The sequence below is a fragment of the Enterococcus sp. AZ011 genome (assembly GCF_050548355.1).
Lineage (GTDB): Bacteria > Bacillota > Bacilli > Lactobacillales > Enterococcaceae > Enterococcus > Enterococcus faecalis.
On sequence record NZ_CP172959.1, the window covers coordinates 215,001 to 238,986 of the forward strand.

Annotated in this window: 23 protein-coding genes and 13 tRNA genes (1 of these 36 running past the window's edge); 31 read left to right on the top strand and 5 right to left on the bottom strand. The window is 39.1% G+C overall.

Annotated features, from left to right (window positions below; translation table 11 throughout):
• The 19 genes from IGL36_RS01080 to IGL36_RS01170 form a co-directional block, all read left to right on the top strand.
• Window positions 1-4: transfer RNA gene (locus IGL36_RS01080), tRNA-Met, on the top strand; it begins 70 nt to the left of the window's first position.
• Window positions 5-42: 38 nt separating this feature from the next.
• Window positions 43-119: transfer RNA gene (locus tag IGL36_RS01085), tRNA-Asp, on the top strand.
• A 1-nt stretch (window position 120) separates the two neighbouring features.
• A tRNA-Gly gene (locus IGL36_RS01090) sits at window positions 121-191 on the top strand.
• Between the two features lie 9 nt (window positions 192-200).
• Window positions 201-274, top strand: a tRNA-Ile gene (locus tag IGL36_RS01095).
• Window positions 275-288: 14 nt separating this feature from the next.
• Window positions 289-360 (top strand) — tRNA-Glu (locus tag IGL36_RS01100).
• A 12-nt stretch (window positions 361-372) separates the two neighbouring features.
• Window positions 373-462: transfer RNA gene (locus IGL36_RS01105), tRNA-Ser, on the top strand.
• Window positions 463-495: 33 nt separating this feature from the next.
• Window positions 496-569, top strand: a tRNA-Met gene (locus IGL36_RS01110).
• Between the two features lie 48 nt (window positions 570-617).
• A tRNA-Asp gene (locus IGL36_RS01115) sits at window positions 618-691 on the top strand.
• A 5-nt stretch (window positions 692-696) separates the two neighbouring features.
• A tRNA-Phe gene (locus tag IGL36_RS01120) sits at window positions 697-769 on the top strand.
• Window positions 770-783: 14 nt separating this feature from the next.
• Window positions 784-854, top strand: a tRNA-Gly gene (locus tag IGL36_RS01125).
• 13 nt (window positions 855-867) lie between these two features.
• Window positions 868-941 (top strand) — tRNA-Ile (locus tag IGL36_RS01130).
• 10 nt (window positions 942-951) lie between these two features.
• Window positions 952-1,039, top strand: a tRNA-Ser gene (locus IGL36_RS01135).
• Window positions 1,040-1,054: 15 nt separating this feature from the next.
• Window positions 1,055-1,126: transfer RNA gene (locus IGL36_RS01140), tRNA-Glu, on the top strand.
• 242 nt (window positions 1,127-1,368) lie between these two features.
• Entirely contained in the window at window positions 1,369-2,211 is an 843-nt protein-coding gene (gene licT, locus IGL36_RS01145) for a BglG family transcription antiterminator LicT (protein WP_002355181.1), read from the top strand.
• A 73-nt stretch (window positions 2,212-2,284) separates the two neighbouring features.
• Complete coding sequence (locus tag IGL36_RS01150; protein ID WP_010716746.1) at window positions 2,285-4,180, top strand: beta-glucoside-specific PTS transporter subunit IIABC; 1,896 nt, start codon at window positions 2,285-2,287, stop codon at window positions 4,178-4,180.
• A 23-nt stretch (window positions 4,181-4,203) separates the two neighbouring features.
• The gene (locus tag IGL36_RS01155) at window positions 4,204-5,634 is read left to right on the top strand and encodes a 6-phospho-beta-glucosidase (RefSeq protein ID WP_002355183.1); all 1,431 of its coding nucleotides are present in this window, start codon (window positions 4,204-4,206) and stop codon (window positions 5,632-5,634) included.
• 122 nt (window positions 5,635-5,756) lie between these two features.
• Window positions 5,757-7,223: a glycoside hydrolase family 1 protein gene (locus tag IGL36_RS01160; RefSeq protein ID WP_002365000.1), complete on the top strand. Its 1,467-nt coding sequence runs from the start codon at window positions 5,757-5,759 to the stop codon at window positions 7,221-7,223.
• Window positions 7,224-7,243: 20 nt separating this feature from the next.
• Window positions 7,244-8,062: a histidine phosphatase family protein gene (locus IGL36_RS01165; RefSeq protein WP_002364999.1), complete on the top strand. Its 819-nt coding sequence runs from the start codon at window positions 7,244-7,246 to the stop codon at window positions 8,060-8,062.
• A 137-nt stretch (window positions 8,063-8,199) separates the two neighbouring features.
• Window positions 8,200-8,943 carry an alpha/beta hydrolase gene (locus IGL36_RS01170; RefSeq protein ID WP_002397567.1) on the top strand — a complete coding sequence of 248 codons (744 nt, stop codon included), beginning with the start codon at window positions 8,200-8,202 and terminating at the stop codon, window positions 8,941-8,943.
• 17 nt (window positions 8,944-8,960) lie between these two features.
• Here the strand turns inward: IGL36_RS01170 and IGL36_RS01175 are convergent, their stop codons facing one another.
• Window positions 8,961-9,554: a bifunctional transcriptional activator/DNA repair enzyme AdaA gene (locus IGL36_RS01175; RefSeq protein WP_002358333.1), complete on the bottom strand. Its 594-nt coding sequence runs from the start codon at window positions 9,552-9,554 to the stop codon at window positions 8,961-8,963.
• Between the two features lie 111 nt (window positions 9,555-9,665).
• Here IGL36_RS01175 and IGL36_RS01180 point away from each other — a divergent pair, with 111 nt between their 5' ends.
• The 5 genes from IGL36_RS01180 to IGL36_RS01200 all read left to right on the top strand — a co-directional run bounded on the left by IGL36_RS01180 (window position 9,666) and on the right by IGL36_RS01200 (window position 12,890).
• The gene (locus IGL36_RS01180) at window positions 9,666-10,157 is read left to right on the top strand and encodes a methylated-DNA--[protein]-cysteine S-methyltransferase (RefSeq protein ID WP_002355188.1); all 492 of its coding nucleotides are present in this window, start codon (window positions 9,666-9,668) and stop codon (window positions 10,155-10,157) included.
• 12 nt (window positions 10,158-10,169) lie between these two features.
• Window positions 10,170-10,682, top strand: coding sequence for a DNA-3-methyladenine glycosylase I (locus tag IGL36_RS01185; RefSeq protein ID WP_002355189.1), 513 nt, complete (start codon window positions 10,170-10,172; stop codon window positions 10,680-10,682).
• A gap of 12 nt (window positions 10,683-10,694) precedes the next feature.
• Window positions 10,695-11,369: an HD domain-containing protein gene (locus tag IGL36_RS01190; RefSeq protein WP_002364995.1), complete on the top strand. Its 675-nt coding sequence runs from the start codon at window positions 10,695-10,697 to the stop codon at window positions 11,367-11,369.
• A 142-nt stretch (window positions 11,370-11,511) separates the two neighbouring features.
• A complete protein-coding gene (locus IGL36_RS01195; RefSeq protein WP_002355191.1) occupies window positions 11,512-12,447 on the top strand; it encodes a cation diffusion facilitator family transporter in 936 nt (311 codons plus the stop codon).
• 29 nt (window positions 12,448-12,476) lie between these two features.
• Entirely contained in the window at window positions 12,477-12,890 is a 414-nt protein-coding gene (locus tag IGL36_RS01200; protein ID WP_002364994.1) for a DUF4809 family protein, read from the top strand.
• A gap of 97 nt (window positions 12,891-12,987) precedes the next feature.
• Here IGL36_RS01200 and fabI read toward each other — a convergent pair whose 3' ends face one another.
• The gene (fabI, locus tag IGL36_RS01205; RefSeq protein WP_002358338.1) at window positions 12,988-13,740 is read right to left on the bottom strand and encodes an enoyl-ACP reductase FabI; all 753 of its coding nucleotides are present in this window, start codon (window positions 13,738-13,740) and stop codon (window positions 12,988-12,990) included.
• A 297-nt stretch (window positions 13,741-14,037) separates the two neighbouring features.
• Between fabI and fabF the strand changes: the two genes are divergently transcribed.
• The 3 genes from fabF to IGL36_RS01220 all read left to right on the top strand — a co-directional run bounded on the left by fabF (window position 14,038) and on the right by IGL36_RS01220 (window position 16,825).
• Window positions 14,038-15,276 carry a beta-ketoacyl-ACP synthase II gene (gene fabF / locus IGL36_RS01210; protein WP_002358339.1) on the top strand — a complete coding sequence of 413 codons (1,239 nt, stop codon included), beginning with the start codon at window positions 14,038-14,040 and terminating at the stop codon, window positions 15,274-15,276.
• A gap of 1 nt (window position 15,277) precedes the next feature.
• Window positions 15,278-15,712, top strand: a complete 435-nt coding sequence (gene fabZ / locus IGL36_RS01215) for a 3-hydroxyacyl-ACP dehydratase FabZ (RefSeq protein WP_002355197.1) — start codon at window positions 15,278-15,280, stop codon at window positions 15,710-15,712.
• A gap of 144 nt (window positions 15,713-15,856) precedes the next feature.
• Window positions 15,857-16,825 carry a dihydroorotate oxidase gene (locus tag IGL36_RS01220; protein ID WP_002397563.1) on the top strand — a complete coding sequence of 323 codons (969 nt, stop codon included), beginning with the start codon at window positions 15,857-15,859 and terminating at the stop codon, window positions 16,823-16,825.
• 184 nt (window positions 16,826-17,009) lie between these two features.
• Here the strand turns inward: IGL36_RS01220 and IGL36_RS01225 are convergent, their stop codons facing one another.
• A complete protein-coding gene (locus IGL36_RS01225; RefSeq protein WP_002355200.1) occupies window positions 17,010-17,657 on the bottom strand; it encodes a FusB/FusC family EF-G-binding protein in 648 nt (215 codons plus the stop codon).
• A 354-nt stretch (window positions 17,658-18,011) separates the two neighbouring features.
• Between IGL36_RS01225 and efp the strand changes: the two genes are divergently transcribed.
• The 4 genes from efp (at window position 18,012) to IGL36_RS01245 (ending at window position 21,036) form a co-directional block, all read left to right on the top strand.
• The gene (gene efp / locus IGL36_RS01230; RefSeq protein ID WP_002355202.1) at window positions 18,012-18,572 is read left to right on the top strand and encodes an elongation factor P; all 561 of its coding nucleotides are present in this window, start codon (window positions 18,012-18,014) and stop codon (window positions 18,570-18,572) included.
• A 169-nt stretch (window positions 18,573-18,741) separates the two neighbouring features.
• Window positions 18,742-18,879: a hypothetical protein gene (locus IGL36_RS01235; protein WP_002355203.1), complete on the top strand. Its 138-nt coding sequence runs from the start codon at window positions 18,742-18,744 to the stop codon at window positions 18,877-18,879.
• Window positions 18,880-18,968: 89 nt separating this feature from the next.
• Window positions 18,969-19,886 (top strand): PLP-dependent cysteine synthase family protein, encoded by a 918-nt coding sequence (locus IGL36_RS01240; protein ID WP_002370175.1) that lies wholly within the window; start codon window positions 18,969-18,971, stop codon window positions 19,884-19,886.
• Between the two features lie 13 nt (window positions 19,887-19,899).
• Window positions 19,900-21,036, top strand: coding sequence for a cystathionine gamma-synthase (locus IGL36_RS01245; protein WP_002358342.1), 1,137 nt, complete (start codon window positions 19,900-19,902; stop codon window positions 21,034-21,036).
• 36 nt (window positions 21,037-21,072) lie between these two features.
• Here the strand turns inward: IGL36_RS01245 and genA are convergent, their stop codons facing one another.
• Together genA and genB are read right to left on the bottom strand one after the other, a co-directional pair.
• Window positions 21,073-22,503: a 6-phospho-beta-glucosidase GenA gene (genA, locus tag IGL36_RS01250; RefSeq protein WP_002355206.1), complete on the bottom strand. Its 1,431-nt coding sequence runs from the start codon at window positions 22,501-22,503 to the stop codon at window positions 21,073-21,075.
• Between the two features lie 26 nt (window positions 22,504-22,529).
• A complete protein-coding gene (gene genB, locus IGL36_RS01255; RefSeq protein WP_002355207.1) occupies window positions 22,530-23,864 on the bottom strand; it encodes a PTS sugar transporter subunit IIC in 1,335 nt (444 codons plus the stop codon).
• Window positions 23,865-23,986 lie beyond the last annotated feature (122 nt).

Genomic DNA, 23,986 nt, shown 5'->3' on the forward strand with positions numbered 1-23,986 from the left:
GCAATTGCTTTTGATTTCAAAAGCACATAAAAAGAAAAGTATGGTTTGGTAGTTCAGCTGGTTAGAATGCCTGCCTGTCACGCAGGAGGTCGCGGGTTCGAGTCCCGTCCAGACCGCCATGCGGGTGTAGTTTAGTGGTAAAACCACAGCCTTCCAAGCTGTTGTCGCGAGTTCGATTCTCGTCACCCGCTTTTCTTTTTGGGCCTATAGCTCAGCTGGTTAGAGCGCACGCCTGATAAGCGTGAGGTCGATGGTTCGAGTCCATTTAGGCCCATAATTTTATAAAATGGCCCGTTGGTCAAGCGGTTAAGACACCGCCCTTTCACGGCGGTAACACGGGTTCGAGTCCCGTACGGGTCATAGTTTTGTTACGGAGGATTACCCAAGTCCGGCTGAAGGGAACGGTCTTGAAAACCGTCAGGCGGGTAAAACCGTGCAAGGGTTCGAATCCCTTATCCTCCTTTCTTAGGAATTAAGTTTCCTTGGTCTAATTATCGCGGGGTGGAGCAGTCAGGTAGCTCGTCGGGCTCATAACCCGAAGGTCGTAGGTTCAAATCCTGCCCCCGCAATTGCTTTTATTTTTTAAAGCATACATTTGCATAAAGCAAAAACGAATTGGTTTGGTAGTTCAGCTGGTTAGAATGCCTGCCTGTCACGCAGGAGGTCGCGGGTTCGAGTCCCGTCCAGACCGTTTTTGGCTCGGTAGCTCAGTTGGTAGAGCAATGGATTGAAGCTCCATGTGTCGGCAGTTCGATTCTGTCCCGCGCCATCCAAGAAAAATTTGCGGGTGTAGTTTAGTGGTAAAACCACAGCCTTCCAAGCTGTTGTCGCGAGTTCGATTCTCGTCACCCGCTTTTTTCTTATTTGGGGCCTATAGCTCAGCTGGTTAGAGCGCACGCCTGATAAGCGTGAGGTCGATGGTTCGAGTCCATTTAGGCCCATTTATTTCTTGGGGAAGTACTCAAGTGGCTGAAGAGGCGCCCCTGCTAAGGGTGTAGGTCGGGAAACCGGCGCGAGGGTTCAAATCCCTCCTTCTCCGTTTTTTCTTTTTAATGGCCCGTTGGTCAAGCGGTTAAGACACCGCCCTTTCACGGCGGTAACACGGGTTCGAGTCCCGTACGGGTCATAGTGAAGCATACAAACATTGTTTGTATGCTTTTTTTATTTTTATTACAAAAAAATGTCGTTGAAAGCGTTGACATTTGTTGTAAATATGTTATTCTTTGGATGTAGGGATAAGTAAATAGATGGATAGTGATTGTTTAAAGACAAGCTAAACCTAATTTTTTCATGAAGCGACAGGTGTGTCGTTCTTTTTGAAGAAATTGGGTTTTTCTTTTTTCAACGAAACACAAAGGAGGTGGGGCATTGATTATTCACAAAATTTTAAACAATAATGTGGTTATTACATTAGATGATGATAAACGAGAGCAAATTGTTATGGGCAAAGGAATTGCTTTTAAGAAACGCATTGGGGATTGGGTTCCTGATGAAAGTATCGATCAAGTTTTTTATTTAGCCAATCAAGAAACATCACTTAAGTTTCAAGAATTGTTAGGAAATATTCCTTTAGAGATGATGAAACTCTCGGATGACATTATTGTTTATGCAAAATCAACGTTGAAAAAGAGTTTGAATGATACCATTTATATTTCTCTGACGGATCATTTGTACACAGCTTTAGAAAGAAAAAAACAAGGAATTGCAATTAAGAATTTATTATTATGGGATATTAAACGTTTTTTTCCTGAAGAGTACGAAGTAGGAGTAAATGCTTTAAAAATGGTACAAAAGCGCGTAGGAATGGAATTGTCAACGGATGAGGCAGGTTTTATCGCATTGCACTTGGTGAATGCGGAGATGGAGGAAGAAGTCGGTAATATTTACGAATTGACAAAGTTGATGCAAGAGATTACAAATATCGTCAAATACTATTTTAAGGTAAGTTTTGATGAAGACTCTGTTTACTTTTATCGATTTAGCACACATTTAAAATTTTTCTGTTATCGCTTATTACACCAACGTGAAGTTGTCGAAAATGATGATGAAGAACTGTATGCGGTAATTAAAAAGAAATATCTCAACGCCTATCGTTGCGTGGAAAAGATCAGCTTGTATTTAAATGAGAACTATGACTATCAAGTTTCAAATGAAGAACGCTTGTACCTAACGATTCACATTGCACGAATTGTACAAACAACGGAACAATAAACGCACCACTTTGGATAGTGACATTCAGTTGGCTAAACCTTCAAATGAAAATAAATTTTTGGAGGAAAAAAAGATGGGAAAATATCATGAACTAGCAGAAAAAATTGTAAAAAATGTCGGTGGGCAAGAGAATATTAATAGTTTGACACATTGTATCACACGTCTTCGCTTCAAATTAAAAGATGAGAGTCAAGCGAATGATGATGTCTTAAAAAATATGGACGGTGTGGTAACTGTTATGAAAAGCGGTGGACAATACCAAGTCGTTATTGGGAACCATGTTCCAGCCGTTTACGAAGAAGTAGTTAGTATTGCAGGCTTGTCAGGAGAACGTGAAGAAGAAGCTTCCAGTGGGAATTTATTTGATCGCTTAATAGATATTTTAAGTGGTTGTTTCCAACCCTTTTTAGGGGCGTTAGCAGCGGCTGGGATGGTCAAAGGGTTAAATGCCTTATTGGTTTTCTTAAAGCTCTATACGGCTACGTCAGGGACTTATACCATGTTAAATGGGATTGGCGATGCAATTTTCTACTTTATGCCAGTTATTTTAGGTTATACAGCAGCTAAAAAATTCCGGTTGCATCCAATGGTAGGGATCGTGATTGGCGCAGCTTTATGTTACCCAACGATTCAAGGAAGTGCATTACAAACGGCCTTTGATACAACAGCGGGTGCCGGAGCCGCAGCACCGTATAATTTATTCGGTTTACCTGCCTATAATACATTTATGGGGATTCCTTGGGTCGGTGCGAACTATACAAGTAGTGTCGTACCAATCATCTTCATTATTGCTTTTGCGGCACAAGTTCAAAAAGTGTTTAAACGGATTATTCCAGAAGTTGTTCAAACGTTCTTAGTACCGTTTTTCGTGTTGTTGATTGCCTTACCAATTGGTTTCTTAGTAATTGGGCCAATCGTTAGCATGCTAACAGATTTATTAAGCGCTGGCTTTACAGCATTAATGAGTTTCTCACCAGCTTTGTATGGTTTGATTCTTGGTTTCTTCTGGCAAGTCTTAGTTATTTTTGGTTTACATTGGAGCGTTGTGCCATTAGCTATTATGCAAGTGACACAAGAAGGTTCAAGCCAAGTATTAACGGGATCATTTGCAGCTAGTTTTGCGCAAACAGCGGTTGTTTTAGCGATGTTCTTCAAATTGAAAGATAAAAAGTTAAAAGCTTTGTGTCCGCCAGCAATTATCTCTGGTATTTTTGGTGTAACAGAGCCAGCAATTTATGGAATCACTTTACCAAAAAAATGGCCATTTATTTATTCAATGATTGGTGGCGCTGTCGGTGGTTTATATTTGATGATCAACAATGTGACAGCTTATACAATGGGTGGTTTAGGAATTTTTGGTGTGCTAAACTTTATCAATGGTGATGATGCAAGTGGGATGATCCAGTCCTTTATTGCAATTGCCATTGCAGCGGTCGTTGGTTTTGGTCTAACATTCTTCTTCTGGAAAGACAATACAGTTGAGGAAGAAGTGATTATTGATAAAACAACGATTAAAAAAGAAAATATTACAAGTCCAGTCAAAGGACGAGTGTTATCTTTAAAAAATGCAGAGGATCCTGCTTTTGCAAATGGAGCATTAGGAAATGGGGTCGTGATTGAACCAACGGAAGGTAAAGTGGTTGCACCCTTTGATGGAACGATTGTCACACTATTCCCAACAAAACATGCATTAGGTTTGATTTCAGATAACGGCACAGAATTATTGATTCATATTGGGATTGATACAGTTCAATTAGAAGGCGAAGGCTTTGAAGCTTTTGTAAAACAAGGTGACCGCGTGAAAAAAGGTCAAACATTAGTAACCTTTGATTTAGAAGGAATTAAAAAAGCTGGGTTTAGTACACAAATTCCAATCGTTGTGACGAATACAGCGGATTATTTAGATATTTTGGAAGTCGGCAGTAATGAAGTTTCAACAAGTGATGATTTGCTGACCGCTTTAATATAAAAAGATGTGGAGGAAGAGAATTTATGGCATTTAGAAAAGACTTTTTATGGGGTGGCGCAACAGCAGCCAATCAATGTGAAGGTGGCTATAACGAAGGCGGACGCGGTTTGGCAAACGTCGATTTAGCGCCAACGGGTCCAGATCGTTTTCCAGTAATCACTGGTGAAAAGAAAATGTTTAACTTTGATGAAGAACATTTCTATCCTGCACAAGAGGCAATTGATATGTATCATCGCTATAAAGAAGATATCGCCTTATTTGGTGAAATGGGTTTTAAAACATACCGTTTATCCATTGCTTGGAGTCGAATTTTTCCAATGGGAGATGAAACAGAGCCGAATGAAGAAGGCTTGAAGTTCTATGAAGACTTATTCAAAGAATGTCATAAATATGGGATTGAGCCACTAGTAACGATTACACACTTTGACTGCCCAATGCACTTAGTGGAAGAATATGGCGCTTGGCGTAGTCGTAAGTTAGTAGGTTTCTATGAAAATCTTTGTCGTGTAATTTTCAACCGATATAAAGGATTAGTCAAATATTGGTTAACATTTAACGAAATTAATATGATTTTACATGCACCATTTATGGGAGCAGGTCTATACTTTGAAGAAGGCGAAAACAAAGAACAAGTGAAATACCAAGCGGCCCATCATGAACTACTAGCAAGTGCAATTGCGACAAAAATTGCTCATGAGGTAGATCCTGAAAACCAAGTAGGTTGTATGTTAGCGGCTGGTTCCAACTACGCTTATACTTGTAAACCAGAAGATGTTTTCGCTGCTCGACAAGCAGATCGTGAAAATTATTTCTTTATTGATGTCCAATCACGTGGGGAATACCCTGCGTATGCTTTAAAAGAAATGGCCCGTAAAGGTATTCAAATTGAAATGGAAGAAGGCGACGAAGAACTTTTAAAAGAACATACGGTGGACTTCATTTCGTTCTCTTATTATTCTTCTCGTGTCACATCAACAGATCCAGAAATTAATGAACAAACAGCTGGTAACATCTTTGCCTCTGTGAAAAATCCTTATCTAAAAGCCAGTGAATGGGGTTGGCAAATTGATCCACTTGGTTTGAGAATTACGATGAATGACTTATATGATCGTTATCAAAAACCACTATTCATTGTTGAAAATGGCTTAGGAGCGGTAGATACACCAGACGAAAATGGTTATGTAGTCGATGATTATCGTATCGATTATTTGGCGGCGCATATTCAAGCGATGAAAGATGCCGTTGAACAAGATGGTGTCGACTTGTTAGGCTATACGACTTGGGGCTGTATTGATTTAGTATCAGCTGGAACAGGTGAAATGAAAAAACGCTATGGCTTTATCTATGTGGATCGCGATAACGAAGGAAATGGTACGTTAAAACGAAGCAAGAAGAAATCGTTTGATTGGTACAAAAAAGTAATCGCAACAAATGGTGAAGATTTAAGTAATTAATAAAATTAGCAACTATTAAAGGGCGTTTGACGTTGGTAGAAAAAACAAGGACTCTTCTGCCAGTGTCAATTCCCTTGATGGTTTCTTTGTGATGCCTAAAAACAGAGGGAAAGAGGGATTTTATGGGATTTCCAGAAAATTTTTTATGGGGCGGTGCAACAGCTGCTAACCAATATGAAGGTGGCTACCTTTCAGGAGGCAAAGGTCTGAGTACATTAGATGCAATTACTGGTGGTAGTCAAACAGAACCGCGACGGATTACGTATTTAACTAAAGAGGGCCAAAAAGCTTCGTGTACGCGCGATCAAGCATTACCCGAAGGAGCGATTGGTTATATCGATGAAGAGTTATACTACCCTAGTCATGTAGCGACGGACTTTTACCATCATTACGAAGAAGATATCGCCTTATTTGCAGAAATGGGTTTCAAATGTTTTCGGCTGTCTATCGCCTGGAGCCGGATTTGCCCAAATGGAACAAAAGAGATTAATGAAGAAGGCTTAGCCTTTTATGATAAAGTTTTTGATGCTTTGCTGCGCAATGGAATTGAGCCCGTTGTGACGATTAACCATTTTGATATTCCGATGTATTTGGCCGATGAATATGATGGTTGGAAAAATCGTGAAGTGATTGATTTCTTTGTTTTCTTTTGCGAAACCATTTTTACGCGTTATCAGGATAAAGTGAAGTATTGGATGACTTTTAATGAAATTAATTTTTTAAGAAGTTGGACGCAAATTGGGATTCACAATAATGATAAACAAAGTAAATATCAAGCAGCGCATCATCTATTTGTAGCAAGTGCGAAAGCAGTTGAATTAGGACATTCCATCAATCCAGATTTCCAGATTGGTATGATGGTGGCTTATATTCCAAGTTATCCTTTGTCCTGCAAACCTGAGGACGTGATGGCAGCTGTTCAATTTAACCGAGAGCAAGAATTTTATATGGATGTCCAGGCTAAGGGCTATTATCCAGCGCATAAGCTCAAAGAATTTGAGCGTGAAGGAATGACAATTCAAATGGAGTCAGAGGATTTAGCGATTATTCAAAAAGGAACAGTTGATTATATCGGGTTTAGTTATTATATGTCGACCGTTTCGACTGCTTATCCCGAAGAAGTAAAATATGTCGGAGGCAACCAAATGCCTGCGGTTAAAAATCCTTATTTGCAAGAATCTGAATGGGGCTGGGCTGTCGATCCTTTAGGGTTAAGAATTTCATTGTGTCAGTTGTCAGATCGTTACAATATGCCATTGTTTGTGGTTGAAAACGGGTTTGGCGCGGTGGACACATTGCAAGAGGATGGCTCGATTGTCGACGATTACCGCATTGATTATTTTAAACAACATATTGAAGCCATGAGAACCGCAGTAGAAGAAGACGGGGTTAACTTAATTGGTTATACGCCATGGGGTTGTATTGACTTAGTTTCAGCAGGGACTGGCGAAATGAAAAAACGTTACGGCTTTATCTATGTAGACATGGATGACGAAGGTCAGGGAACCTTGAAACGAACTAAGAAAAAATCATTTAATTGGTACAAACAAGTTATCGCTAGTAATGGTGAAAACTTAACAACTGAGTAGAAAATGAGGGGAAATAAAAAATGAAAAAACGATTGACGATTGTGGGGATGCTTTTTCTGGCCATTTTAGTAATGGTTGGTTGTGGTAAAAATCAGCAAGCAACGACAAAAGAAAAAGAGACAAAACCTGAAGAACTAACTCTTTACATTGTGCGCCATGGAAAAACCATGTTAAATACGACGGACCGCGTACAAGGATGGTCAGATGCGGTCTTAACACCAGAAGGTGAAAAAGTTGTGACAGCAACTGGGATTGGTTTGAAAGATGTTGCCTTTCAAAATGCATATAGTAGTGATAGTGGCCGCGCCTTGCAAACTGCTCAACTTATTTTAGATCAAAATAAAGCAGGCAAAGACCTTGAAGTCGTGCGGGACCCAGATTTACGTGAATTTAATTTTGGTAGCTATGAAGGGGATTTAAACAAGACAATGTGGCAGGATATTGCTGATGATCAAGGTGTTTCCTTAGAAGAATTTATGAAAAACATGACCCCTGAATCTTTTGCCAACAGTGTAGCTAAACTGGATCAACAGCGCGAGGAAAGCAAGAATAACTGGCCTGCAGAAGACTATGCTACAATTACCAAACGTTTAAAAAAAGGCTTAGATAAAATTGTTGCCACAGAATCAGCCAATCCCGGGAATGGCAATGTTTTAGTGGTCTCTCATGGCTTGAGTATTTCAGCGTTGTTAGCAACTTTATTTGATGATTTTAAAGTCCCAGAAGGCGGTTTAAAGAATGCTAGTATCACAACAATTCATTACAAAAATGGCGAATATACTTTGGATAAAGTCAATGATGTCAGCTACTTAGAAGCAGGCGAAAAAGAATCAAAATAATCTAAGGCATCGAGAAACAGTCTAGTTAGGAGTTGGTGGAGCAAGAAAAGGGTTGCTTCACCAACTCCTATTGTTGTGTTCTTTTTTTATTAAAGGTAGAATCAGAAAGAAGAATTTTTTCATTGGGAGGAAATGAGATGAAAAATAGAACAAAATCACGCTGGAAAAAAATTGTCCTAGGAATCGGGCTTTTTTTAGCGGTATTAGTCATCGGTCTGACTATTTTTATTAAAAATAGTACGTATCAAGCAACCGATTCAGCCTTAAAAATAAGCCAAAGTGCCACGCAAGAAAAAAACTATGATTATTATACAAACGGGCAAAAAAATGATACAGCACTGATTTTTTATCCAGGTGCATTGGTTGCGCCCGCTAGTTATAGTGAATGGGCGCAAGAAGTTGCTACGAAAGGTTATGATGTCTATGTTGTTCATTATCCTTTGAATTTAGCGGTTCTTGCACCAAATGCTGCAGAACAAATTATAAAGGATCATCCACAACAAAACTTCGTTTTGGCTGGGCATTCTCTGGGTGGTGTGATGGCTAGTCGTTTTGTAGCGGAAAATGAGCAACGAATCAAAGGCATGATTTATTTAGCCAGCTATCCTGACGAAAAAGGTGCACTAAACAAGCAAGATCTGCCGGTTCTGTCAATAACAGCCACAAACGATGGTGTTTTAAATTGGACTAGCTACCAAAAAGCCAAACAGTTTTTGCCAAAAGATACGCAGTATGTATCTATCAAAGGTGGTAACCATGCAGGGTTTGGTAATTACGGTGTCCAAAAAGGAGACAACAAAGCGACAATTTCTAATGAGCAACAGCAAACAGAAATCAGTCAATTGATTGTAGCATGGCTACAATCACGCCCCAATAAATAATCCGATGAGCCGAAATGTTATTTTTTCGGCTCATTTTTACTGCGATAAACAGAGGGGGTTACGCCTGTTTCTTTTTTAAAAGTGGTGGCAAAATATGCTGCGGTTTGGAAGCCAACTTTTTTCGCGATTTGTTGAATCGTAAGGGGTGAATGGAGAAGCAATTCTTGGGCTTGCCTAATTCGGACACTTGTTAAATAAGCTAATGGGGTTTGTTTCGTCTGTTCCTTAAAGGTTCGCTGCAAATGAAAGGGACTACCGTGGCAGGTTTGCGCTAAATAGTCTAAACTTAAAGGTTCCGCTGAATGCCGATCAATAAATTGCTTAATTTGAGCAACCCATTCCTCGTTAGGAACGACTTGCCCGGTTGGTTGACATCTTTTACATGGACGAAAACCAAGTGTTAAAGCTTCCTGAGCCGTTTTGAAGATCAGAACGTGGTTCTTATTGGGCACACGGGAAGGGCACGAAGGACGACAAAAAATTTTAGTTGTGGTCACACCATAAAAAAAATCACCATCAAATTGCGTATTATTATTTTGAATGGCTTCCCAACGTTTCTGAGTAAGTCGATACGTTGTTTTCATTGTAAGCACACCTCCCGTTTTCTTCATTGTAAAAGAATCCCTAATAAAAACAAGTAAAAAGTGATAGGAGCGCAAGATTTTGAAAGCCAAAAGAATTATAATGAAGATAAGAAAAACACGAGAAAGAAGTGTAGAAATATGGCAAAAAAAATTTATTATGCGCAACAAGAATGGCAGAACGATCACTATTATCTTGGTGTGACAGACGCTGGACTAGCTTTTGTAGGTTCAGCCAATCAATCGATAGAAGAGCTGAAAAACTGGTACCCTCAAGCACAATTAGAAGCTTCTGAAAAGAAAACTGCGCCTTATAAAGAAGCATTAATAAGTTATCTTAACCAACATTCGACAACGTTTGCTTGCCCCATAGACATAGAAGGAACGCCCTTTCAAAAAGAAGTTTGGCAGGCGTTGCAAGAAATCCCTTATGGTGAGACAATGACCTATCAAGAAATTTCAGAAAAAATTGGGCGTCCACGTGCGGTTCGAGCAGTTGGCACAGCGATTGGGAAAAATCCTTTATTAATGGTCATTCCTTGCCATCGAGTCATCGGCAGCAAGGGACAATTAACCGGTTACCGTGGTGGTTTAGCAATGAAACAAGCATTATTAACATTTGAACAGTCTTAAAAGGAGGCGGCGATGAACAACTATCAATGGTATACAGAACAATGGGGAAAACCTACAAGAGAGGATGATTTGCTGTTTTTATTGTTGACGGTGGGTGTTTTTCAAGTTGGTTTAAGTTGGAAAGCAGCCGCAGGGAAAAAAGTAGCATTCATGAAAAATTTTTGCCAAATGAAGCCGGAAAAAGTTGCCGCGCTGTTGCCTGACGAAGTCGATCGAATAGTAGCTGATCCAGATATGATTCGCAATCGGCGCAAAATTGAAGCAACCATTAAAAATGCGCAAGCAATTTTAAAAGTACAAGAAGAATTTGGCAGTTTTGCCAATTATCTATGGCAATTTGTAAAAAACGTCCCCGTTTTATCTATTTATGAAGAAGCATACCAAGTCCCGCGCACACAGCTTTTGTCAGATAACGTAGCAAAAGACTTAAAAAAAAGAGGATTTTCTTTTGTAGGTCCGATTGTCACCAATATGTTTCTGAAAGCTAGCGGGATTATCCAGGTGGAAATTTTAAATCCAGAATAAAGGAGTGTTAGGATGTTTGAAAATGAATCTCTTAGTTTTGAAGAACAAACAATTATTCAAGCAGCAGCGCGTTATGTTCAACAAGAATTAGCCAACGAAGCAAGTGGCCATGACTGGTGGCATATTTATCGAGTGACACAATTAGCAAAAACAATTGCAGAGAAAGAACAAGCAAATTTATTTTTATGTATATTAACAGCATTGTTACATGATATTGGCGATGAAAAATTTAACGAAAGTGAAGAGGCTGGCTTACTAAAGGTGCAACAATGGTTGGAAGCAAATAACGTATCAACAGAGCAAACGAATCACATCCTTTCCATTATTGCTAATATGTCCTTTAAAGGAGGAAATACTGGGAAAACAGTTACTACATTAGAAGGAAAAGTGGTCCAGGATGCGGATCGACTAGATGCCATCGGCGCAATTGGAATTGCACGGGTGATGGCTTATTCGGGAAATAAAGGCCGTTTAATTCACGATCCTCACAAACAACCTCGTGAACAGTTAACCCAAGAAGAATACCGGAATGGGGAAGATACTGCTATTATGCATTTTTATGAGAAACTTTTAAAGTTAAAGGAACAAATCAATACAAATTATGGTCGCTTATTGGCGGAAAAGCGTCATCAATTTATGGAACTTTATCTGGAGGAATTTTATCAAGAGTGGGATGGACACCGATAAATGAGGGCCAACTAAAACAGTCAGTACATTTCTTTTTGAATTTTAAGAGAACTCTTTTTTACAAATACCTCAGAAGTGGTAAAATGATGGATGAATAAACGGGTGGTTTATCTTAGTTTTACGTTACATATAGGAGGTAATTATGGAGACAAAAAAATCGAGTGGCATGTTTGCAGTTATTGCCGCACTGATTGCGAATATTTTAGTAGCGATTAGTAAATTTGTTGGTTTTGCTTTAAGTGGTAGTACCGCTATGATGAATGAAAGTATCCACAGTGTCGTGGACTGTAGTAATCAGGTGTTATTACTTTTTGGGAATAAGCGCGCTTCTCGTGGACAAAGTGCGTTACATCAATTTGGAGAAGGCCGTGCAAAATACTTTTTTAGTACAATTGTTGCAACGATGCTCTTTTTTGGTGGGGGCGCGTTAGGCGTAATGGAGGCTATTCAGAAGTTACTGCATCCCTCTCATGAAGTAGAAAATGTGGCTATTGTCATTGGTATTTTAATTTTTGGTTTGCTTGTGGAAGGTAGCTCTTTGCGTGTAGCGATGAAAGAAATCAAAGAATTGAATACAGAGAAGTTATCGCTCTTAAAATTTTTGCGAGAAAGTCGTCACAGTGAAATTTTAATTATTTTTACGGAAGACTTTTGTGCGGTTATTGGTTTGTGTTTAGCTTTGGTGGGAACCCTTTTAACAATGGTAACTGGGATTGCTGCATTTGATGCTATCAGTGGTTTACTGATTGGTTTACTATTAATGTGTGCAGCCATTTTCTTAGCGAAAGAATTTTATAGTTTGATTATAGGAGAAAGTGTGACCGCTACAGATTTAGCAAAAATTAAAACCGCATTTGATCGGGCGGATGTTGAAAAACTAATTGATGTAAAAACCGTTCATTTAGGCCCAACTGAAATTTTAGTAGCGGCAAAAATTGATGTGGTAGAACCAATGGAAGAAGATGCACCTGATGTTGTGAATGCGATTGAACGAGATATTCGTAGTAAAATGCCTGATAAAAAAATCTATATCTATATTGAAGTTGACGATTATGATGTGAATTACGTTCGTAAATAACAAATGAAAGAATAACTTTAAAAAACAATATGGGGGAAGAAACGATGCAAGAGGCAATTATAACAAGTACAGTAGATTTAACCAGTGGTGGTTGTAACGCCTGTGGTTTAGTGGAAGATACCGTCTACACATTAGCAATGAATGGAGTGGACATTCCGTTAGATGGCTTGACAGTTGCTCATCTAGTTTCTGCTGTTGTTGCCAGAAATGGATTTAAACAGGAGCTACAAATGGATATGCTAGATGACGAATATATCCTTTATCGAAAAGAAGACACAGCAGTAACCTTTAAAGAAGCGTACAATCATTTAAGCTACGATAACGGTTCTGAAAAAATCCAATCTAAAAATAAACTGGAAGATTTATCAAAACTTTTTGAACAAGTTAATCAAATCCTAACAACTGTTTTTGGAATTGAAACTGTCAATTTTATTATAGAATAAAGTAAAAAATAGAACAGAAATTGGACAATCAATGAGTGAAAGAGATTGTCCAATTTCTGTTTTTTAATGTATAAATAGAAATAAAGACAAAAAATGATTAAGTTAAGTGAACGCCTTTATCGACATAAATGATGTCACCGACCACACCACTAGCTAGTTCACTGACTAAAAAGGCACAAGTGTTTCCGACTTCTTCAATGGTTACACCTGTTTTATCTGGTGTCCGCTCATTAGAAATACTAATCAATTGATCGTAGTCTTTTACACCAGTCACAGCCAATGTTTTAATCGCTCCTGCGGAGATTCCGTTGACACGAATTTTATCTGCAGCTAATTCAAAAGCTAGATATTTCACGGCAGTTTCTAAAGATGCTTTAGCAATCCCCATCATATTATAGTTAGGAATCGCACGTTCGGAACCTAAATACGTCAATGTGACAATTCCTGAACCAGGATTTAACAAAGGTTTCGCATAATGAGTGACTGCTAAAAGAGAGTAGCTACTAATATCTTGTGCTAATAGGAAACCATCACGAGTGATGTCACTAACGTTTCCAGACAATTCTTCTTTTTTGGCAAAAGCAATCGCATGGACTAGTCCATCGATCGTGCCCACTTCATTTTTAATTGTTTCAAAGGCTGCTTGAATGGACGCATCAGAAGCAACATCGCACTCCACCAACAAATCATTTTCATCTGCTAATTTAACCACTTGCTTTTTCATGCGTTCGTTTTGATACGTATAAATAACATTGGCCCCTTGATCTTTTAATGCTTTTGCACAGCCCCAAGCAATACTTTTTTTGTTGGCAACACCCATTACGACGACATTCTTATTTTGTAAAAACATATAAAATCTCCTTTAATAAAAAATTTTTGTTGATAGAATAGGCTTTTCTTCATCAAAATGTAAAAGTTACATTTATTGAGTTGACGAATAAAATTTCAACTGGTATTATCTGTGTGAGAATGATAACAAAATCTTCTCAATTTTCTAATCTTGAAAAAAACAGACATTTTTCCTGATGTCTGAATTATTAACCAAAATACTTTGAAAGTCAAACTATTTTTCTTATTTTTTGAGAAAAAGTGCTGGAAACCGCATGAAATAATAGTTTGATAATCAAAATAAACTCGGAGGTACAGTATGAAAAGAGTGGTCATAACCGGCATGGGTGCCGTAACACCATTAGGCAATACCGTAAAAGAATTTTGGCATAATCTAGTGGATGGCAAGCTAGGAATTGGTAAAATTACTAAATTTGATTCTGAAGATACTGGGGTAGCTTTGGCTGGTGAAGTGAAAGAGTTTGACCCAAGTGCTGTTTTAGAACGCAAAGAGCAAAAAAGAATGGACTTATTTTCTCAATATGGCTTGGTCGCTGCTTTAGAAGCGTGGGAAATGAGTGGTTTAACAGAAGCAACGATTGACCCGACTCGTTTAGGTGTAATTGTCGGTAGTGGGATTGGTGGGATGACTACCTTACAAGACCAAGTACGGGTAATGGATAAAAAAGGCGCAAAACGCGTAACACCATTTTTCGTGCCCATGGTAATTGCTAATATGGCAGCGGGAAATATTTCGATTCGTTTAGGTGCAAAAGGACCTTCTCAAACTATCGTGACTGCTTGTGCTTCTGCGACGAATGCGATTGGTGAAGCTTTTCGCACGATTAAATATGGTTTAGCGGACATGATGGTAACTGGGGGGACAGAAGCCACAGTATGTGAAATTGGGATTGCAGGCTTTGCAGCATTGAATGCTTTAAATACAACAGAAGATGCGACTCGGGCTTCGATTCCTTTTGATAAAGAACGAAAAGGTTTTGTGATGGGTGAAGGCGCAGGAATGCTGGTTTTAGAAGAACTCGAGCATGCACAGAAACGTGGCGCAACTATCTACGGCGAAATTGTTGGCTATGGCAGCAACTGTGATGCTAGCCACATGACCGCTCCTTTAAAAGACGGTAGTGGCGCGGCGGCTGCGATGGAAATGGCGATTGCAGAAGCAGGGATTACGCCGGAACAAATTGGGTATATCAATGCTCATGGTACGTCAACCCCAGCGAATGACGCTGCGGAAACAACGGCCATCAAGCGTGTCTTTGGTGAGCGAGCATCGCAAATTCCAATTTCAAGTACAAAGAGTATGACTGGACATTTATTGGGCGCGGCTGGCGGTATCGAAGCGATTGCTTGTGTACAAACATTGCAAGAAGGAAAAGCTCATCCGACAGTAGGCTACCAAGTTGCTGATCCAGATTGTGATTTAGATTATGTCACAGAAGGTGCACGTGACATTACAGCGGACTATACAATTAGTAATTCGTTTGGCTTTGGTGGCCATAATGGTGTAATTTGCTTGAAGAAATGGGAGGAAAACTAGTATGAAAAAAGTAATGACTGCAACAGAAATTATGGAAATGATTCCTAATCGCTATCCGATTTGTTATATTGATTATGTGGATGAAATTATTCCAAATGAAAAGATTATTGCAACAAAAAATGTGACAATTAACGAAGAATTTTTCCAAGGACATTTCCCTGGAAATCCAACAATGCCAGGCGTTTTGATTATTGAAGCATTGGCACAAGTAGGTTCGATTTTAATCTTAAAAATGGATCAATTTGAAGGTGAAACGGCCTATATTGGCGGTATTAACAAAGCCAAATTCCGTCAAAAAGTGGTCCCTGGTGATGTCTTGAAATTACATTTTGAAATCGTCAAATTACGTGACTTTGTCGGCATCGGCAAAGCGACTGCTTACGTGGAAGATAAAAAGGTCTGCGAATGTGAATTGACGTTTATTGTGGGACGATAAGAATCAATCAATTTTGGATACGTTAGTTTCCCTAAGAAAAGGAATAAGTCACAATGGCTTATTCCTTTTTAAATTTATATAAATAACACTAACGCAAAAAAACATGCTATAATCATAAAAAGCTTATGTGAAGGTGGTAAGCTTATGAGTAAAACAATTTACAGGAGGGTTTTTCTTTTGGATATTTCAGTAGAGTTTTCGGGACATAAATTGGCGAATGTGTTAATGAACGCATCAGGTATTCATTGTATGACAATTAAGGAAATGGACGAGTTAGCGGCTTCTCAAGCAGGTGCTTTTGTCGCTAAGACGGCAACACCTAATCCTCGTCAGGGCAATGAGGAACCACGGTATTTTGATACACCATTAGGAAGTATTAACTCAATGGGCTTGCCTAATTTAGGGATTGATTATTATTTAGATTATCAGATTGCACGTCAAAAGGAATTTCCTGAGGAGTTACGCTTTTTATCTGTATCTGGTATGAATTATGAGGAAAATATCGCTATTTTAAAAAAAGTGCAAGAAAGTGAATACACAGGAGTGACAGAATTTAATTTGTCTTGTCCCAATTTGCCTAGTAAACCGCAAATTGCTTATGATTTTGAATTAACAGAAAAGCTTTTAACAGAAGTTTTCCAATTTTTTACTAAACCATTAGGTGTAAAATTACCCCCATTTTTTGATATTGCACATTTTGACGCAATGGCTGAAATTTTAAATAAATTCCCTTTAGTTTACGTGAATAGTATTAATAGCATCGGTAATGGTTTATATATTGACAGTGACAAGGAAGAAGTGGTCATTAAACCAAAAGGAGGTTTCGGTGGACTGGGCGGCGAATATGTCAAACCAACAGCGTTAGCCAATGTTCGTGCGTTTGCGCAACGTTTGAAACCAGAAATCAAAATTATTGGAACGGGCGGTATTACATGTGGAAAAGATGTTTTTGAGCATCTTTTATGTGGTGCGACATTAGTACAAGTTGGCACACAATTGCATCAAGAAGGTCCACAAGTTTTTGCGCGTCTAGCCAAAGAATTACAAGAAATCATGGCAGCAAAAGGTTATGAAAGTATTGAAGAATTTCGTGGGAAATTGAAAGAGATGTAACAAAAAAGAGGTCGGGACAGAACCGTTTAGCTCCGAGAAATAAGAAGAAATTTCCGAAAATTGCTCTTTAATTTTTGGAGAATTTCGGCTTATTTCCGAAGGAGTTGGTTCTGTTCCCGCCGTTTATCAGTTTTTGAGCGTGGAGCAAAAATCCAAAGTGATTTTTGTCCCACGCTCTTTTTTGTTATTTCACAGCCTTAACATTTTCCATAAAGGCTTCCAAATATTCAGGTTGTGTTAATTGTTGGTTACAGGTGTCGCTATCATGGCAAATGTAATTGCCTTTTTTCGTATAGGTTCCGTCGCCGCCTGATTTGGTGGTAGCTAGGAACATAGACACATTCGTGATTGTTTGACAGATGGAGCAAACACCTTTAACAATGGTGGGTGAAAGGGTGCCGTGGACGCCGATTAATTTATTTTCTCGATAAGCTAAGATAAATTTTTTCTGAGTCCCAGCATCGTTCCAACCGACATAGGTATTGTTCCGTAAATCCATGTTTTCCCACTCAGGAATCTTTAACTTTTTCACTTTGCGAAAGACTTTCGTGACTTGTGGTGTTGAAGGTTCTTTAAAGGGCAACACGGTTTCTTTTAATTCGTCTAAATATTTTTCAGCACGCGCGCGTGTTAAACGACGATCCATCACTTTGTCCAACAAAATCGTAACAGCAGGGTGTTCTTCTGGAAATAACCCATTGATTTTTTCGGCACATAGGGCCTGGACAGTTTTGACAGTCGTAGCATCGTTAACAGACGTATAGGTGTTTAGTAACACAGCGACTTGTTCTTTAATTATGTTAAATTGGTAAGGTTGAATAGTTGGGTTCATGATTTTAAATTCCTTTCAAATAGACCGAGTACATACGCTGAAAGGCAATTTGTCTCACCAACGTATGTTTAGTGACAGACAACCTCATGTGTTTTTGATAAAGATAGCGTTTGACGTATCATATCATCACCCCCTTTAATGATTGATTTTTTCTATGTAAAAAGTGAAAATAATTGATGAAAGCTTGGTAATTCTAACGCAATTCAAGAAAAAAGGCAAGTTAAACTCGTTTTATTTCCCAATTCAATGTCTGGGGAGTGATAAACTTCTAAAAAAGATACGTGATTTCCTAGATTAATCCTAGGTTATTTGCTACAATAATGAAGAATTAACCAGAGAAAAGGAGAAATTACAATGATTGCAGCAAGCGATTTAAAAGCCGGTATGACTTTTGAGCAAGACGGCAAATTAATTAAAGTAATGGAAGCTAGCCACCACAAACCAGGTAAAGGTAACACGGTTATGCGTATGAAATTAAAAGATGTTCGTACGGGTTCAACAACAGATACAACAATGCGCCCAGATGAAAAAGTGAAAAAAGCGCACATCGATACAAAACCGGTTCAATATTTATACAGCCAAGATGATATGGCTATTTTCATGGATTTAGAAACATATGAACAATATGAAGTACCAACTGCTTTAATTGAAGAAGAATTAAAATATTTATTAGAAAATATGGAAGTAAAAATTCAATTTTATGGTGAAGAAGTCATTGGTTTAACTTTACCAACAACGGTAATCTTACGTGTTGCTGAAACACAACCTTCAATCAAAGGCGCAACAGTAACTGGTTCTGGTAAACCTGCTACAATGGAAACAGGATTAGTTGTTAACGTTCCAGATTTTGTTGAAGCAGACGAATTATTAGAAATCAATACTGCGGAAGGTACGTATTTAAAACGTGCTAAATAAGTAGCAGAAAAACAGAAGGCTAGCCTTCTGTTTTTTTTTGGTCTATTAATTCTTTTGCCTATAAGAAAACCATTGGTGTGATAGGAAATAGCAATCGTTAGAATCGTTGACACTAGAAAATGGGAAATGGTATAGTTTGGTCAACACATGACGAAGGAGGAAATCAACCATGACGAAAAAACAAGCTAGCCCTTTTTTAGAAACGGAAAGCTGTTGTTGTATGGTGCAAAATAGTGCAGCATACTCTTTTGTGATGGGGAAAACCTCCGTTATTTCTGAAAAATTGCCTAACACGATTCCTCTCTGAATCTAGACAACCAGAAATAAACAAAAAAGGTGCTGATGCGATCAGCACCTTTTTGTTTTATGTACATGTATTAGAAGGAGGAATTCGCTATGATTGTTCAGTCAATTTTAGACACAATCGGAGCAACACCATTATTTGAATTTACAAGTGAACAATATCCTATGCCAGAAGGCACTAAAATTTATGCGAAACTAGAATATTTGAATCCAGGTGGCAGCGTCAAAGATCGGCTTGGTGTGCATCTTCTCAAAGAAGCAATGAAAACGGGAAAGATAAATCAAGCCACAACAATTATTGAACCGACAGCGGGGAATACAGGGATTGGACTTGGATTAGCTGCCAGTCAACTGGGCCTCAAGACAATCTTTGTTGTGCCAGAAAAATTTAGTCAGGAAAAACAACAGCTGATGCAAGCGTTAGGTGCTAAAATTGTCCCTTCGCCAACAGAGCAAGGGATTGTCGGAGCGATAACTAGTGCCCAAGACTTAGCCAAGGAAATTCCTAATAGTTACGTGCCGTTACAATTTGAAAATCCGGATAACCCTGCTGCTTACTACGAAGGATTAGGACCTGAAATTGTTCAAGACTTAGGCGGAAAGATTACTAGCTTTGTCGCAGGTTTAGGCAGTGGTGGAACGTTTGCAGGTGTTGGCAGATATCTCAAAGAACAAAATAGTAAGACGCAATTATGGGGCGTGGAGCCAGAAGGTTCAATTTTAAATGGCGGACCTGCACACGGACATGAAATCGAAGGCATTGGCGTGGAGTTCGTGCCGCCTTTTCTTAAACAGATTCCTGTGGACGGCTTTTATACCATTTCAGACGAGGATGGTTTTTTCTGGGTCAAACAATTAGCCAAGAAAAGCGCTTTGCTGGTGGGAAGCTCCAGCGGCGCAGCATTTGCGGCGGCATTAAGAGAGGCGCGCCGCTTACCAGCAGGCAGCACAATTGTAACTATTTTTCCTGACGGTAGTGATCGTTATTTATCAAAAAATATTTATTCTTAGGAGGAAACCTTTTATGAAATTCAATACCAAATTAATTCATGGCGGCATTAGTAAAGACACAACAACAGGTGCAGTGAGTGTTCCTATTTATCAAACGTCAACCTTTGAACAAAATGGCGTGGGCCAGCCAAAAGAATATGAATATTCTCGTTCAGGTAATCCCACACGTCACGCGTTAGAAACCTTAATCGCTGAGTTAGAAGGTGGGAGCCATGGCTTTGCGTTTAGCTCAGGCTTAGCTGGTATCCATGCAATCATTTCTATGTTTGGACCCGAAGATCATATTTTATTAGGTGACGATGTCTATGGGGGGAGTTTCCGTTTATTGGATAAAGTATTTGTAGCAAATGGGTTAAGCTACACGATTGTAAACGCCAGCGACTTATCAACAATTGAAGCCGCAATTCAGCCAAATACAAAAGCCTTGTTTTTGGAAACACCAAGTAATCCACTGTTAAAAATTACAGATATTGAAGCGGCAGCTAAGCTTGCTAAAAAACATCAGTTGTTAACTATTGTCGATAATACATTTGCGACACCTTATTTTCAACGGCCGTTAGCGTTAGGTGCTGATATTGTGGTTCACAGCGGGACAAAATATTTAGGGGGCCATAGTGATGTAGTCTCTGGTTTAGTCGTAACGAATCATCCAGAAAGCGCAGAAAAGATTGCCTTTTTACAAAATGCGATTGGTGCTGTTTTAGGACCACATGATAGTTGGCTGGTCCAACGTAGTTTAAAAACATTAGGCGTCCGGATGGCAGCGCATGCCCAAAATGCTCAAAAAATCGCAGAATTTTTAGAAGCGCATCCAGCGGTAGCAACGGTGTATTATCCAGGACTAGCGAGTCATCCTGGTCACGAAATTGCGCAAAAACAGATGTCGGGATTTAGTGGCATGATTTCTTTTGAATTAGCCAAGGATGAGCAAGTCGTTCCTTTCGTAGAAGCGTTGGAAATTTTTACTTTAGCGGAAAGTTTAGGTGGCGTAGAAAGTTTAATTGAAGTACCTGCCATTATGACTCACGCATCTATCCCCAAAGAAAATCGTGAAGCCGTGGGAATTAAAGATGGACTCATTCGTTTATCTGTAGGAATTGAAGCAGTCGAAGATTTATTGGCTGATTTAGAAAAGGGATTACAAGCATAAACAAAAGGCCCTCGTCTTTAGACGAAGGCCTTTTGTTTATAATTCTTCTCCATTCGTAGCAATCACTTGTTGATACCAAGCAAACGATTTTTTCTTTCGCCGCTCCAACGTTCCGTGACCATCGTTGTCTTTATCTACATAAATGAAGCCATACCGTTTCTTCATTTCGCCTGTACTAGCGCTCACTAAATCGATGAATCCCCAAGGTGTGTAGCCCATCAAATCAATGCCGTCATACGCAACGGCTTCTTTCATCATCTCAATATGTTCACGTAAATAAGCGATTCGGTAAGTGTCGTTAATCGTTCCGTCTGGTTCTAACTCATCAATAGCACCAAAGCCATTTTCGACAATAAAAAGTGGTAATTCATACCGATCATTGAACCAATTCATTGCATAGCGTAAGCCCATAGGATCGATTTGCCAGCCCCAATCAGATGTTGCTACATAAGGATTTCGCACCAAGTCTTTTGCTTCATTGTAGTCAAAAGTAGGGGCCTTTTCTGCACCTTTTACAGCAAACGACATGTAATAGCTAAAGCCAATATAATCAACACAGCCATTAGCTAAATCAGTTAAATCTTCTTCTGTGACATCTAATGAAATGTTTTTTCGTTTCAAATAGCATTGAATTGCACTTGGATAATGACCGCGGACATGAACATCGGTAAACCAATAACGTTTTTGCATTGCGCTAACACTCATCATCATATCCTCAGGATTACAAGAATAAGGATAAATAGGCACCATCGCAATCATACAGCCAATTTGGAAGTCGGGATTGATAGCGTGGCCAATTTTCACTGCACGTGCGCTAGCGACTAGTTCATAATGAGCAGCCTGATACATAATTGCTTCGCGGTCTTCTCCTTCCTGGTAAGCAATACCAGAGTTAGTAAAAGGTGCAAAATCTTCTTCATAATTGGCTTGGTTGTTAATTTCGTTAAAGGTCATCCAATATTTGACTTTTTTCTGGTAACGAGTGAAACAGACTTCAGCAAATTTGACAAAAAAATCAATGACCTGGCGATTGCGAAAGCCGCCATATTTTGTGACTAAATGATAAGGCATTTCAAAGTGAGACAGTGTCACGACTGGCTCAATGCCATTTTTCAAACACTCGTCAAAAAGTGCATCATAAAAACGAAGGCCTTCTTCATTGGGCGTTTCTTCATCTCCGTTAGGAAAAATTCGTGTCCAAGCAATAGAGGTTCGGAAACAATTTAAACCAAGTTCTTTGAATAGTTGAATATCTTCTTGATAGCGATGGTAAAAATCAATCGCTTCATGGTTAGGATAGTGTTCATCTGGTAAAACGCCTGCGGTAATTTTACGAGGGACGCCATGTGCACCGGCAGTCATTACATCCGCCACGCTCACCCCTTTACCGCCTTGGTCCCAGCCTCCTTCTAATTGATGAGCAGCGACAGCGCCGCCCCAAAGAAAATCATTTTTCAAAATTGACATATCGTTTCAGTCCTTTGTTCAAATTTTTATACGTTTTGTGCTTCGACTTTTTCAAGGGTTTCTTCAGTAATCGGTTGATTGGTTTCTTCTGCGTAGTTAAGTGCATCCATTTTTTTAGCAAACGGTAAATAGATAAAGAAACTCATCGTCAGTACCACTACTTGAAGCAACGCTGCTTGCCAACCACCAACTAAAAGTCCAGAAATGATTGGAGGAGTAGTCCAGGGAACTTGTACCGCAGTAAAGAGAGGAACCAGTCCTGTGTACAAGGCAAAATATGTCACAACAGAAGAAACAATCGGTGTGATAATGAACGGCACAGCCATGATTGGGTTCATCACGATAGGTGTAGCAAAGACAATTGGCTCGTTAATATTGAAAACAGCTGGCCCAATTGAAAGCCGACCTAATTGCTTAAACTGAGCTGATTTGGCAAAGAAAACCATGAACACGACTAACCCGATTGTCATGCCCGCACCAGTGACCGTTAAAAATTGATCTAAAAATTGTTGTGTAACAATATGGCCACCATTAGCCAGTGTTAAGTCTTTTCCTGATTTCAAAATTTCGGTATTTTCTAAAGAGTTTGCTTGTAAAATAGGGCCCATGATACCGCCAACGATTGTTGACCCGTGAACACCGAAAAACCAAAAGAGGGGAATGACAAAACCTAATAGTAATGCGCCACCTAGTGAATCTGTGACTCCTTGAAGTGGTGATTGTAGCACTTCGTAAATAAAGTCAAAGAATGTCGTATTGAAGACTTTATCTAGAAGAATGAAAATTAGCATTGCACCAGTTACAATGACGCTGGCAGGAATTAACGCAGTAAAGGAATTGGCCACATTTTCTGGTACAGCTTCTGGTAATTTGATACGAATATCATGACGTAAAAACCAACTATATACAACGCCGACTAACAAACCAACAATAATAGCTGTAATCATCCCTTTGCCAGCTGTCCAATCTTTGTTGATGACATTGCCAACTACTGCGCCAGAAACCGCATCTTTGACTTCAGATGACATAAACAAAATGAAAACCACCATGGCAATCATGCCCGCTGGGAGGCCTTCAAATCCCTCGCTTTTTACATATGAGTAGGCAATACCGATGACCGCAAATAACGACATAATCGCAAAAGATGCACCATATGCTTGATTGAAATAAACAGCCAGACCGCTTGCGTTAACCCATTCAGAAATAGCTGTAACTGGGAAATTCGCTAATAGAAGAAACACGGAACCAACAATGGTAAAAGGCATCGTGTAAAGCATCCCGTTCCGTAAGGCAGTAATTGCTTTGGTATTGACGAATTTTAGTACTGGAGGTAATAATTTCTCGTTAATCCATTCGTTCATAAAAATCTCTCCTTTGAAGAATAATATAAATGCAAATGTATCCGTTTACATATTTACTATATAAGCTTATTTGAAGAAAAAATAGACTTTTGCTTGAATGAGAAACATGTACCAAGAAAAAA